General features: G+C 55.8%; 11 protein-coding genes. All 11 read left to right on the top strand.

Annotated features, from left to right (window positions below):
* The first annotated feature begins 7 nt into the window (after positions 1–7).
* Positions 8–634 carry an NADH-quinone oxidoreductase subunit C gene (locus HF931_RS13125; protein WP_241764241.1) on the top strand — a complete coding sequence of 209 codons (627 nt, stop codon included), beginning with the start codon at positions 8–10 and terminating at the stop codon, positions 632–634.
* Positions 634–1,839, top strand: coding sequence for an NADH-quinone oxidoreductase subunit D (locus tag HF931_RS13120; protein WP_035554998.1), 1,206 nt, complete (start codon positions 634–636; stop codon positions 1,837–1,839). The genes HF931_RS13125 and HF931_RS13120 overlap by 1 nt, the downstream gene beginning before the upstream one ends.
* 76 nt (positions 1,840–1,915) lie before the next feature.
* Positions 1,916–3,022: an NADH-quinone oxidoreductase subunit NuoE gene (gene nuoE / locus HF931_RS13115; RefSeq protein ID WP_273240434.1), complete on the top strand. Its 1,107-nt coding sequence runs from the start codon at positions 1,916–1,918 to the stop codon at positions 3,020–3,022.
* 3 nt (positions 3,023–3,025) lie between these two features.
* Positions 3,026–4,330 (top strand): NADH-quinone oxidoreductase subunit NuoF, encoded by a 1,305-nt coding sequence (nuoF, locus tag HF931_RS13110; protein ID WP_035555003.1) that lies wholly within the window; start codon positions 3,026–3,028, stop codon positions 4,328–4,330.
* Positions 4,331–4,335: 5 nt separating this feature from the next.
* A complete protein-coding gene (gene nuoG, locus HF931_RS13105) occupies positions 4,336–6,438 on the top strand; it encodes an NADH-quinone oxidoreductase subunit NuoG (RefSeq protein ID WP_035555006.1) in 2,103 nt (700 codons plus the stop codon).
* 9 nt (positions 6,439–6,447) lie between these two features.
* Positions 6,448–7,536 (top strand): NADH-quinone oxidoreductase subunit NuoH, encoded by a 1,089-nt coding sequence (gene nuoH / locus HF931_RS13100; protein WP_035555009.1) that lies wholly within the window; start codon positions 6,448–6,450, stop codon positions 7,534–7,536.
* Complete coding sequence (gene nuoI / locus HF931_RS13095; RefSeq protein WP_035555012.1) at positions 7,536–8,021, top strand: NADH-quinone oxidoreductase subunit NuoI; 486 nt, start codon at positions 7,536–7,538, stop codon at positions 8,019–8,021. Before nuoH ends, nuoI begins: the two co-directional genes overlap by 1 nt.
* Positions 8,022–8,081: 60 nt before the next feature.
* Positions 8,082–8,675: an NADH-quinone oxidoreductase subunit J gene (locus HF931_RS13090; protein WP_035555015.1), complete on the top strand. Its 594-nt coding sequence runs from the start codon at positions 8,082–8,084 to the stop codon at positions 8,673–8,675.
* Positions 8,676–8,679: 4 nt separating this feature from the next.
* Positions 8,680–8,988 (top strand): NADH-quinone oxidoreductase subunit NuoK, encoded by a 309-nt coding sequence (gene nuoK, locus HF931_RS13085; RefSeq protein WP_035555019.1) that lies wholly within the window; start codon positions 8,680–8,682, stop codon positions 8,986–8,988.
* 4 nt (positions 8,989–8,992) lie between these two features.
* Positions 8,993–11,137: an NADH-quinone oxidoreductase subunit L gene (gene nuoL / locus HF931_RS13080; RefSeq protein WP_035555344.1), complete on the top strand. Its 2,145-nt coding sequence runs from the start codon at positions 8,993–8,995 to the stop codon at positions 11,135–11,137.
* Entirely contained in the window at positions 11,137–12,636 is a 1,500-nt protein-coding gene (locus HF931_RS13075) for an NADH-quinone oxidoreductase subunit M (RefSeq protein ID WP_035555022.1), read from the top strand. Before nuoL ends, HF931_RS13075 begins: the two co-directional genes overlap by 1 nt.
* Positions 12,637–12,639: the final 3 nt, after the last annotated feature.

Genomic DNA, 12,639 nt, shown 5'->3' with positions numbered 1-12,639 from the left:
GGCTGACATGATGACGAGTGAAGCAATCGAAGCCCTTACCGAGTTGGGCGCGCATATCGCAGGCCGACAGCCTGATGCTGTGAAGTCCGCCGATGTTAACGTTGGCGAGCTTACCATTATGGCTGAACGCGATCATGTCTTGGGTCTGCTGCGTTTTCTGCGGGATGACCAGCAGTGCAACTTCGAGACGTTGATTGATATCTGCGGTGTTGATTATCCGGAGAATGCAGAACGCTTTGAAGTTGTTTATCATCTGCTGTCCATGCGCATGAATCATCGCATCCGCGTGCGCGTGAGCACGGATGAAGATACACCGGTTGCAAGCATTACGAGTCTCTGGCCATGTGCTGACTGGTTCGAGCGTGAAGCCTTCGATATGTACGGCATCCAGTTCGCAGACCATCCGGATTTGCGCCGAATTCTGACTGATTACGGCTTCGAAGGGTTCCCGCTCCGCAAGGACTTCCCGCTGACAGGGCACTACGAGGTGCGTTACGACGATCTTGAAAAGCGCGTCGTGTATGAGCCTGTAGAGCTGCCGCAAGAGTATCGCAATTTCGATTTCCTCTCACCATGGGAAGGTATGACGGGTCATATTCCCGGTGACGAGAAGGCCGAGGAGCCGACCGAATAATGGCTGACACTGCGCACATCTCTGAAATGGAAGACCGCAAGTTCACTTTGAACTTTGGTCCGCAGCATCCTGCTGCGCACGGCGTGCTTCGCATGATCCTTGATCTCGATGGCGAGATCGTTACCCGTGTCGACAGCCACATTGGCTTGCTTCACCGTGGCACTGAAAAGCTGCTGGAGTACAAGACCTACCTGCAAGGTATGCCATACTTCGACCGGCTGGATTACTGCTCACCCATGAACCAGGAGCATGCCTGGTGTCTGGCGATCGAGAAACTTCTGGGCGTTGAGGTTCCGCGCCGTGCGAGCTTGATTCGTGTGCTTTATTCCGAGCTTGGCCGGATCATGTCACACCTGTTGAACGTTGGAACAGGGGTGATGGATGTCGGTGCGCTGACCCCGATTACCTGGTGTTTCGAAGAGCGTGAGAAACTTTGCGTGTTCTACGAGCGAGCGTCAGGCAGCCGGATGCACGCAGCCTATTTCCGTCCAGGGGGCGTCCATCAGGACCTACCTCAGAACCTGATCGACGATATTGCAGAATGGTGTGAGCATTTTCCTCGTCTGCTCGATCAGATTGAGAGCCTCGTCACCGAAAACCGTATCTTCAAGCAGCGCAATGTCGACATCGGCGTCGTTGATGAGAAAACCATCATGGACTGGGGATTTTCCGGTGTGATGGTGCGCGGATCCGGGTTTGCCTGGGATCTGCGTCGGTCCCAGCCATATGAGTGCTACTCGGAGCTCGACTTCAAGATTCCGGTTGGCCGCAATGGCGATAACTATGATCGCTATGTCTGTCGCATGGAAGAGATGCGCGAGTCGGTGAAGATCATGCAGCAGTGCATCGATTTGATGTCCAAAGAAGGGCCGGGCCCGGTTCTGCTGGCGGGGTCGAAAATGGCGCCACCGCGCCGCGCCGAGATGAAGAATTCGATGGAAGCGCTAATCCACCACTTCAAGCTGTACACGGAAGGGTTTCACGTTCCCGAAGGCGAGTGCTACGCGGCGGTCGAGGCCCCGAAGGGCGAGTTCGGCGTGTATCTGGTTTCTGACGGAACCAATCGGCCATACCGCGCGAAGATACGTGCGCCGGGCTATCCGCACCTGCAGGCGATGGATCATCTTTGCAAGGGGCATATGCTGGCGGATGTGTCGGCGATCCTGGGTACGCTGGACATCGTGTTCGGGGAGATCGACCGGTGATCACGATCTGGGCAAAATTTTTGCGCGCCTCCGCTAAGCGGAATGTTGGCGCGACTGTTTCGAGAAGGGGCGAGTAGTGGCACTGCGCCGTTTTGATATTGAGGCTGGTGGCGATACGTTCGCATTCAAGCCTGAGACCGAGGAAAAGATCTCGTTCTGGCGGAATAAATATCCGTCCGACAAACAGCGCTCGGCTGTAATTCCGCTGCTGTGGCTGGCGCAGAAGGACAACAATGGCTGGCTGTCCGAACCTGCGATGCGCGAAGTCGCGGATCGTCTGGAAATGCCATATATTCGCGTGTATGAGGTCGCGACCTTCTACACGATGTTCCGTCTGCAGCCGGTCGGAAAATACCATATCCAGCTTTGTGGAACGACGCCTTGTCAGTTGCGTGGTGCCGAAAAACTCAAGGAAGTTTGCCAGACAGAAATTGGCAAGCAAATGTACGTCACGGATGACGGCCGCCTTTCCTGGGAAGAAGTTGAATGTTTGGGTGCGTGCGTGAATGCGCCCATGGTTCAGGTCAATGATGACTACTACGAGGATCTGACGCCAGAGTCGCTCGCCGTCATTCTCAACAAGCTGAAGAATGGCGTGGAGACGCACGCCGGACCGCAAGTAGACCGGATCAATAGTGCGCCTGAAGGCGGCACGGCGATCTTGACCGATCCAGATCTGTTTAACGGTTCGCGCAACGAAGTCGCCTTCTTGCCAAACTTGCCAACGGCTGAGCCAGAGCCCGAAGCGACCGCAGCCGGTAATCCCGAGGAAGGCGCGCCGACAAACACGCAGCGCGAAGTTCCGCAAAAGGAGAATGCTGGCAAGACGACGCTGATCTCCAAGACCGAGAAGGTTTCAGAAGGTCAGAATGCGGCAAGTGCTGAAAAGCCTGCTGCGGTCGAAGTGCCGACGGATCAGCGTGACGATCTCAAGCGGATCAGCGGGATCGGCCCGAAGAATGAAGACGCGCTCAACGCGCTTGGTATCTTCACATTCCAGCAGATCGCCGACTGGACACCGGCAAATGTCGACTGGGTGGAAGACTATATGAGCTTCCCTGGTCGGATCGAGCGCGAAGACTGGATTGGTCAGGCAAAACTACTGGCCTCCGGAGGCGAGACGGATTTTTCAAAGCGTGTCGACGCTGGCGAAGTTGAATCCAGCAAGGATGACGAGGAATAGGGCATGCTGCAGGACAAGGATCGTATCTTCACGAACCTCTATGGTTTGCACTCGCCTGATCTTGAGTCGGCGAAAAAGCGTGGTGCGTGGCATCTGACCAAGGAGATGCTGGACCAAGGGCCGGATTGGATCTGTGATCAGATCAAGGCATCGGGTTTGCGCGGCCGTGGTGGTGCGGGATTCCCGACAGGTCTGAAGTGGACCTTCATGCCCAAGGAAGTGCGCGACCGTCCGCATTATCTCGTGGTCAATGCGGATGAATCCGAGCCAGGCACGTGCAAGGACCGTGAAATCATGCGTCACGATCCGCACTTGTTGATCGAAGGGTGCATGGTGGCTAGCCGCGCAATGCGTGCACACAAATGCTATGTGTACTTGCGCGGAGAATACATCAATGAACGCCACGCCTTGGAGAAGGCGGTCAAAGAGGCATACGAAGCCAAGTTGATTGGCAAGGATAACGTGAACGGTTGGGACTTCGATCTCTACGTTCATCACGGTGCAGGCGCGTATATTTGCGGTGAAGAGACGGCATTGTTGGAGAGCCTCGAAGGCAAGAAGGGACAGCCACGCCTGAAGCCACCATTCCCGGCCAATGCTGGACTTTATGGCTGCCCAACGACGGTGAACAATGTCGAGTCGATTGCGGTTGCGCCGACTATTCTGCGCCGCGGCGCTGAATGGTTTGCGGGCTTCGGTCGTCCGAACAATACCGGCACAAAACTCTTTTGCATCTCCGGTCATGTGAACAAGCCGTGCAATGTCGAGGAAGAAATGTCGGTCACCTTCCGTGAGCTGATCGACAATCATTGTGGTGGCATCCGGGGTGGATGGGACAATTTGAAGGCCGTCATCCCTGGTGGCTCGTCGGTGCCGATGGTGCCCGCCGAACAGATCATGGATGCCTACATGGATTTCGATACGCTGCGGGACTTGAAATCCGGTCTTGGCACTGCAGCGGTGATCGTGATGGACAAGGATACAGACCTGATCAAGGCGATCGCGCGTCTGGCATACTTCTACAAGCACGAATCATGCGGCCAATGTACGCCGTGCCGGGAAGGCACCGGCTGGATGTGGCGTGTTATGGAGCGCATGGTGAAGGGCGAGGCGGAGCACGATGAGATCGAGACTCTGCTCGACGTAACGAAGCAAGTGGAAGGTCATACGATCTGTGCGCTGGGCGACGCTGCGGCGTGGCCGATTCAGGGGCTGATCCGCCACTTCCGACATGAAATCGAAGATCGCATCAACCAATACAGGCTGCCGCGCGCCATGGTGCAGGGCGCAGTTGTGGCAGCGGAGTAGAGATTATGTCTGACGATCTTTTCAAGCTGAACGTGGATGGCAATGACATTGAGGTCCCGCGTTCGTATACGTTGATGCAAGCGTGCGAAGAGGCCGGTGCCGAAATTCCGCGCTTCTGCTATCACGAGCGCCTGTCTGTGGCCGGTAACTGCCGTATGTGTCTCGTCGAATGGGAAGGTGCGCCGAAGCCGATTGCATCCTGCGCTCAGACTGTTGGCGACATGCGTCCTAATCGCGATGGGTCTGCACCGAACATCCGCACCAAGGGTGCGTATGTGGAGAAGGCTCGCAATGGTGTGATGGAATTCCTGCTGATCAATCATCCGCTGGATTGCCCAATCTGCGACCAGGGTGGTGAATGCGACCTTCAGGACCAGGCTATGGCCTATGGGCGCTCCGGCAGCCGCTATGATGAGAATAAGCGCGCGGTTGAAGACAAGAATATGGGGCCTCTGGTCAAGACGATCATGACGCGCTGTATTCAGTGTACGCGCTGTGTTCGGTTTGCGGCTGAGGTAGCGGGCGTTGAAGAACTCGGCATGATTTCGCGTGGCGAGAATGCAGAGATCACAACCTATCTTGAGAAAAGCCTCACGTCTGAACTTTCGGGCAATGTGATCGACCTTTGCCCCGTCGGCGCGCTCACCTCCAAGCCATATGCGTTCAATGCGCGTCCGTGGGAATTGCGCAAGACGTCCTCTATCGATGTAATGGACGCTATGGGCGCTGCCATCCGAGTCGATGCGAAGGGCGATGGCGTGATGCGCATCCTGCCTGAGGTGAGCGAAGGCATCAATGAAGAGTGGCTCTCCGACAAGTCGCGCTTTGTCTGGGATGGTCTCGCGCGTCAGCGGCTCGACAGGCCTTACATTCGCGAGAATGGCAAGCTGCGGCCGGCCACTTGGGGCGAAGCGTTTGGGGCCGTCAAAGCAGCTCTCTCGGTTCCGGCTGAGAAGATTGGCGTGGTCGCAGGTGACCTGATCGAAGTCGAACAAGCAAAAGCGGCGCTCGACCTGTTCCGTAGCCTCGGCGTAGCGAGCACAGATTGCCGTCCAGTGGGGGCACAATATGGTGTAGACGGCGTGCGCGAGCGTTACATTCTCAACGGGACGCTCGCGGGCGTTGAAGACGCGGATGCGCTCCTTTTGATTGGGACGAACCCACGTGTTGAAGCCGCAGTCTGGAACGCTCGCATCCGCAAGACCTGGCTGTGGGCTGACTTGAAAATCGGTCGTATCGGCGAAGCTGCAGACCTGACCTATGACCATAGCTGGCTCGGCGACGGTGCTTCGGCGCTTGCAGATATCCGCAACACTGATTTCGGAAAAGTTCTGGCCGGTGCCAAGCGTCCGATGATCGTTGTGGGTGAGGGGGCGCTTTGTGGCGAGGGCGGGCGGGCCGTTCTTGCGGAGGCACTGAAACTCGCAAATGAGATCGGCGCAGTGCAGGACGGATGGGCAGGCTTTGGTGTGCTCCACACTGCTGCGGGCCGAGTGGGTGCGCTGGATGTAGGCTTCGTGCCGGGTGACGGCGGGGCTGCTACCGGTGAGATCCTGTCCGGAAGCAAGGACACGGTCGTGTTGCTCGGCGCGGACGAAGTGAATTTGTCCGGTTTGGACGGCTCGACGGTTATTTATGTTGGCTCGCATGGCGATGCCGGAGCGGCTCGGGCGGACATCATCTTGCCGAGTGCAGCCTACACGGAGATGACCGCGACCTATGTGAACACCGAAGGCCGTGTTCAAATGACTTCCCGGGCCGTGCAGCCAAAGGGCGAGGCTCGCGAAGGATGGGCGATTTTCCGTGCCCTGTCGGATGTGATGGGCAAGACCCTTCCTTACGATACCGCTGAGGCATTGAGAGATGTGCTTCGCGGTCCAGAAGGCGAAAGTACAGTTTTCTCTGGCTTGGGATTTGCGCCCGGGGCGATGGGCGCTGAGGCCCTCAAGGCACCCGTGGAGGGTGTGGAAGGTTCGCTTTCTACCGCGACATTCCGTCCGGTGTTTGACGATTTTTACCTGACGAACCCGATTGCACGGGCGTCCAAGACGATGGCCGAATGTTCAGCGCTGGCCTCAGCGCTAGACACTCCGGTAGCAGCGGAGTAGGGCGGCGCCATGAGTAACTACGTCGAATCTCTTGGGCAACTTTGGGGGCCGCTGATGGTCCTTGGCCAGATCGGCCTGTTTACGCTTGTATTGCTTTTGTCGATCGCCTTCTTGCTACTGCTGGACCGAAAGGTCTGGGCGGGCGTGATGATGCGGAAGGGCCCCAACGTGGTCGGGCCGTTTGGCCTGATGCAGTCTTTCGCCGACTTCGGAAAGTTCCTCCTCAAGGAGATCGTCATACCGGCCGGCGCGAACAAGACGGTATTCCTGATCGCGCCAATTCTTACATGTACTTTGGCGTTTGCCGCATGGGCGGCGATTCCGGTTGCGCCGGGCACAGTCAGCGGTACCAGCTGGGTGATCTCAAACCTCAATGTCGGTGTATTGTATTTGTTTGCGATCAGTTCGTTGGGTGTCTACGGCATCATCATGGGCGGTTGGGCGTCTAACTCGAAGTATCCGTTTCTCGGTGCCCTGCGGTCTGCAGCTCAGATGGTATCCTATGAGGTGTCCATCGGATTTGTAATTGTGACAGTTATCCTGCTTGTCGGTTCCATGAACCTGACGGATATCGTCAACGCTCAGGAAGGTGGCATTTGGACATGGCATGCCTTCAGCTTTCAGCATTTCCCGCTGATTGTCGTTATGTTCCCGATGTTCGTGATCTTCTTTGTATCCGCGCTTGCTGAGACAAACCGTCCACCATTCGACCTTCCAGAGGCTGAGTCCGAACTAGTGGCCGGCTATCAGGTTGAGTACGGATCTACCCCGTACCTGCTGTTTATGCTCGGCGAGTATCTAAACATTGTTCTGATGTGCGCGCTGATGACGATCCTGTTCCTTGGCGGCTGGCATGGTCCATTCTCGCTCGGCGAAGAGTTTGTACGCGATCACCCATTCATCAATGCGTTTTCGGGCCTGTTCTGGTTCATGTTCAAGATTCTGATCCTGTTCATCCTCTTCGCATTGGTGAAAGCAATTGTTCCGCGGTACCGCTACGATCAGTTGATGCGCCTTGGTTGGAAGATTTTCTTGCCCACTTCGCTTGTCGCCGTCCTGATCGTGTCGGGTTACGTCGTCTACTTGGGAGTTCAGTGATGAGTCTGGCTCAAACCATTCGCGGCGCGCTTCTCACAGACTTTCTCGGTGCGCTTGTTGTCGCTGTGCGGGAGATGTTCTCGCGCAAAGCAACTGTGAACTATCCTTTTGAAAAGAATCCGCTGTCTCCTCGTTTTCGTGGTGAGCACGCGCTTCGTCGCTATCCCAGCGGCGAAGAGCGCTGCATTGCATGCAAGCTGTGTGAGGCAATCTGTCCGGCCCAGGCAATTACGATTGAGGCTGAGCCGCGCGCGGATGGCGCTCGCCGCACGACGCGCTACGACATTGACATGGTGAAGTGCATTTATTGTGGCTTCTGTCAGGAAGCGTGTCCGGTCGATGCGATTGTCGAGGGACCGAACTTCGAATTTGCGACCGAGACGCGCGAAGAGCTGTTCTATGACAAGGACCGCCTGCTGGCGAACGGAGATCGCTGGGAACGGCTGATCGCCAAGAATCTGGAACTCGACGCGCCTTACCGTTAGGCGCCGGTATTTTTAACTCGCGGGGCGTAGGCTCCGCCAAGAAAGGGGCCTTGTAGGGCTGTGGCAGTCTTCGCTTTCTATCTGATTGCGGCCGTCGTGCTCGTCTCGGCGCTGTCCGTGATCATGGCACGCAACCCCGTGCATTCGGTGTTGTGGCTCATTCTCGCTTTCTTTTCATCGGCGGGGCTGTTGGTGCTGATTGGCGCCGAGTTCCTCGCGATGCTGCTCGTCGTTGTCTATGTTGGCGCCGTGGCGGTGTTGTTCCTGTTTGTCGTAATGATGCTCGATGTTGATTTTGTTGAGCTAAAACGCGGCACGCTGCGGTATTGGCCATTCGCCGTTCTGGTCGGCATCGTGTTTGCTGCCGAGATTGTTCTCGCCTCTGTCGTCGGTACGTCGGAAATGACCACGAATTTCGACGCGTCGCCCGGTGCAGAGACGAACGCTGAGGCGATCGGCCAGGTGATGTACACCCAGTACCTTCTGCTGTTCCAGATGGCCGGCGTAATTCTGCTGGTGGCAATGGTTGGGGCGATCGTCCTGACGCTTCGCCACCGTCCGGAGACCAAGCGTCAGAACATTGCCAAGCAGACGTCTCGCCGCCGTAGCGATGCCTATGAATTGAAGGACCCCAAACCGGGGCAGGGGATCTAGGATTATGGACCTCGGACTTTCTCATTATCTCGCCGTTTCTGCGGCCCTGTTCACGATTGGTGTCGTAGGCATATTCGTGAACCGCAAGAATATCATCGTCATTCTTATGGCGATCGAACTGATCCTTCTTTCCGTGAATCTCAATCTGATTGCATTTTCCGTGTTCAGCGGAACGATTGCGGGACAGATTTTCGCGATGTTGGTTCTGACCGTTGCCGCTGCTGAGGCTGCGGTCGGGCTCGCTATCCTTGTTGTTTATTTCCGCAACCGCGGCGACATCTCGGTTGAGAATGTCGACATGATGAAGGGGTAGGATGATGCTTCCAGATTTCCTGATCCTCTACATCGTCCTCGCTCCGGGGCTCGTGGCGTTGACCGGACTGGTTCATAAACAGATTGGCGACAAGCTGGTTATGGGTCTGACGACCGCGGTTGTCTTGTCGGCGGGCATCTTGTCCTTGATCCAATTGTTCGCCTATGCGGCCGGCATAGGTGGTCACTCCGGCGGAGAAGAGCATCATGCCAGCTTGGTCGCCGCTGCGACCAGCTATGAATTAAAGCAACACATCATCACCTTGATGCCCTGGATTCATGTGGGTGAGTTTCAGGCAAATTGGGCCATCCGAGTAGACACGCTGTCGATTGTCATGATGGCCGTGATCACCGGTGTCTCCGGTCTCGTTCACCTCTACTCCTGGGGCTACATGAGTGAAGAGCCGCACAAGGCGCGCTTCTTCAGCTACCTCTCGCTTTTTACCTTCATGATGCTCATGCTGGTGACAGCTGATAACTTCATCCAGCTGTTCTTCGGCTGGGAGGGCGTCGGCCTGGCTTCCTACCTTCTGATCGGTTTCTGGTATCAGAACAAGGCACCGAATGACGCCTCGATCAAAGCGTTCGTGACAAATCGCGTGGGCGATTTCGGGCTCGCGCTTGGTATCATGGCTGTGTTTTTCGTGTTCCGTTCCGTGGAGTTCGGACCCGTGCTCGAAGCGGTTCGGAACAATATTGAAGTTGTTCCGGTTGGCTTTACAGAGGCCTACCATGTGCGCGAGCTGGTCATTCCATTCCTGAACTGGAATTTCAGTGCTCTGGAAGTTATCGGCGTGCTGCTCTTCATCGGTGCGATGGGCAAGTCCGCCCAATTCTTCCTGCATGTCTGGCTGCCAGACGCCATGGAAGGTCCGACGCCTGTGTCAGCGCTCATCCACGCGGCGACTATGGTGACCGCAGGTGTCTACCTCGTTTGCCTTTTGTCGCCGATCTACGAGTATACATTCTACGCCGCCGGCATGATTACCATCGTTGGTGCTGTCACCGCGCTATACGCAGCGACAGTCGGCATGGCGCAGAACGATATCAAGCGCGTCATTGCTTACTCAACGTGTTCTCAGCTCGGCTATATGTTCTTTGTGGCCGGTGTGGGCGCTTATGAAGCTGCCATGTTCCACTTGTTCACGCACGCGTTCTTCAAGGCACTTCTGTTCCTTGGCGCTGGCTCTGTCATTCACGGGATGCACCATGAACAGGACATGCGCCGCATGGGCGGCCTCGCCAGATTCATGCCGCTAACCTATGCGGCGATGATGATCGGCACGATTGCAATCATCGGTCTCGGTATACCGCACACGAAGATCGGCTTTGCAGGATTCTTCTCCAAGGACGCAATTCTTGAAAGTGCGTTCGCGGCGGGACAGGCAGAAGTTGTGTTCGGTCAAATGGCCTTCTGGTTTGGCCTGATCGCGGCTTTCCTCACAAGCTTCTACTCGTGGCGCCTGATTTACATGACATTCCACGGGCCCAAGACTTGGGAATCTCATGGTCATGTTGATGATCATGCTCACGCGGATGCGCATGGGGCAGAGGACAATCACGGGCATGGCCATGATCACACGCCGCATGAAAGCCCGCTCGTGATGTTGGTTCCGTTGGCGCTACTCAGTCTCGGCGCAATTTTTGCGGGCGTATATTTCTATGATGCGTTCGTTGATCACAACAATGAAGCGTTCTGGGCCGGCACGATTTATCGCGCTGCGGAGAACCACGTCCTCCATGATCGCCACAATGTGCCGGAATGGGTTCTGTTTGCGCCGCTCATTGTGACGATTACAGGCTTCGTCGTGGCCACGCTCACTTACTACTTCAACAGAGGTGTAGGGAAACGCGTCGCAGATAGTGGCGGACCGCTTCACTCATTGTTCTACAACAAATGGTATTTCGATGAGATCTATCAGGCGACCTTCGTCAAAGGATCTGCCTTCTTGGGCAATGTCTTCTGGAAAGCAGACAAGAAGATCATCGACGGGATTGGACCTGACGGTATTGCAGCGGTGACCAAGTCATCAGCAGGGCGTCTGTCCAAGATGCATACCGGATATCTCTACCACTACGCTTTCGTGATTATCGGCGCTGCACTCGTATTCGGTGCAATACTGTGGCTGCGCGCTGGAGGAGCTAACTGATGGGCGGTTTCCCCATTCTTTCGGCGATGACTTTCCTGCCACTGGCAGGCGCGCTCATCATCATGCTTGTGCGTGCCGCAACAGCTGGCAGCCGTGAAGCGACATCAAGCGACAAGGAAGGGCGTACTGCCCTAATGGCTGGCCTGATCATTTCAGGCGCCACTTTCATTGCGTCGCTTGCCGCGTTTGCAGGGTTTGATGCCAGCCAGTCTGGGTATCAGCTCGTGGAGCAGTATTCCTGGTATCGCAACATCAGCTATAAGATGGGCGTCGATGGACTCTCCATCTCACTGATCCTGCTGACCACGTTCCTTATTCCAATTTGTCTGTTGGCGAGCTGGAATTCGATCCATAATCGCGTGACGGAATATGTTGTCGCGTTCCTTGTGCTGGAAACATTTATCATCGGGGTTTTCACCGCGATGGACCTGGTGCTGTTTTACATTTTCTTCGAGGCGGGGTTGATCCCCATGTTCCTCGTGATCGGTATCTGGGGTGGCAAGGACAAGATATACGCCGCTTTCAAATTTTTCTTGTACACGCTCATCGGATCCCTCCTGATGCTGGTGGCAGTTGTCTACATGTACCAGGCGGCCGGAAGCACGGACTTTGAGGTCCTGGAAAAGTATGCATTCGATCCGGGCGTTCAAACATGGCTCTGGTTGGCATTTGTAGCTTCCTTTGCGGTCAAGCTTCCGATGTGGCCCGTCCACACTTGGTTGCCAGATGCTCACGTTCAGGCACCTACAGCTGGCTCTGTCGTCCTGGCAGGCGTGCTGCTCAAAATGGGGGGCTATGGGTTCTTGCGGTTCTCGCTTCCAATGTTCCCGGATGCGAGCCAACTCTTCCAGCCTGTCATGTTCGCGCTGGCAGTCATCGCTATCGTATATACATCTCTCGTCGCTTGGCGTCAGACGGATATGAAAAAGCTGATCGCTTATTCTTCGGTCGCACACATGGGCTTTGTCACGCTGGGTGTGTTTGCGTTTAATGAAGCAGGCGTCCAAGGCGCGATCTTCCAGATGCTTAGCCACGGCCTGATTTCTGGCGCACTATTTCTGATCGTGGGCGTTGTATATGATCGCATGCACACGAGAGAGATTGCTGCCTATGGCGGCCTCGTGCATCGGATGCCGGTCTACGCGACCTTCTTCATGCTGTTCACGATGGCTAATGTCGGCTTGCCTGGCACATCAGGCTTCATTGGTGAAATTCTAACTATGGTTGGTGGTTTCCAGGCCTCCACCTGGGCAGCGGCCGGTGCAGCGCTGGGCGTGATTTTCTCAGCTGTCTATATGCTTACGCTTTATCGCCGCACCGTGTTCGGACAGATGACCAATCCAGATCTCAATTCGATCAGGGATATGAACTTGATCGAATGGGTCTGCATTGCGCCATTGGCGTTCCTGACGATCCTGTTCGGTGTCGCGCCTAATTTGATATTCAACATTACAGAGGGTTCTGCCTTGCGCATTCTGAACCTTATGGCGGGAGGCTGATCA

Source organism: Hyphomonas atlantica corrig. (genome assembly GCF_017795365.1).
GTDB classification, from domain to species: domain Bacteria; phylum Pseudomonadota; class Alphaproteobacteria; order Caulobacterales; family Hyphomonadaceae; genus Hyphomonas; species Hyphomonas atlantica.
This window is presented reverse-complemented; position numbering and strand designations above follow the sequence as displayed.

Excerpts from the sequence above, each read along its gene's own strand:
- HF931_RS13125 (WP_241764241.1), top strand. The coding sequence starts at position 8 with ATGATGACGAGTGAAGCAATCGAAGCCCTTACCGAGTTGGGCGCGCAT.
- HF931_RS13120 (WP_035554998.1), top strand. The coding sequence starts at position 634 with ATGGCTGACACTGCGCACATCTCTGAAATGGAAGACCGCAAGTTCACT.
- nuoF (WP_035555003.1), top strand. The coding sequence starts at position 3,026 with ATGCTGCAGGACAAGGATCGTATCTTCACGAACCTCTATGGTTTGCAC.
- nuoG (WP_035555006.1), top strand. The coding sequence starts at position 4,336 with ATGTCTGACGATCTTTTCAAGCTGAACGTGGATGGCAATGACATTGAG.
- nuoH (WP_035555009.1), top strand. The coding sequence starts at position 6,448 with ATGAGTAACTACGTCGAATCTCTTGGGCAACTTTGGGGGCCGCTGATG.
- nuoI (WP_035555012.1), top strand. The coding sequence starts at position 7,536 with ATGAGTCTGGCTCAAACCATTCGCGGCGCGCTTCTCACAGACTTTCTC.
- nuoK (WP_035555019.1), top strand. The coding sequence starts at position 8,680 with ATGGACCTCGGACTTTCTCATTATCTCGCCGTTTCTGCGGCCCTGTTC.
- nuoL (WP_035555344.1), top strand. The coding sequence starts at position 8,993 with ATGCTTCCAGATTTCCTGATCCTCTACATCGTCCTCGCTCCGGGGCTC.
- HF931_RS13075 (WP_035555022.1), top strand. The coding sequence starts at position 11,137 with ATGGGCGGTTTCCCCATTCTTTCGGCGATGACTTTCCTGCCACTGGCA.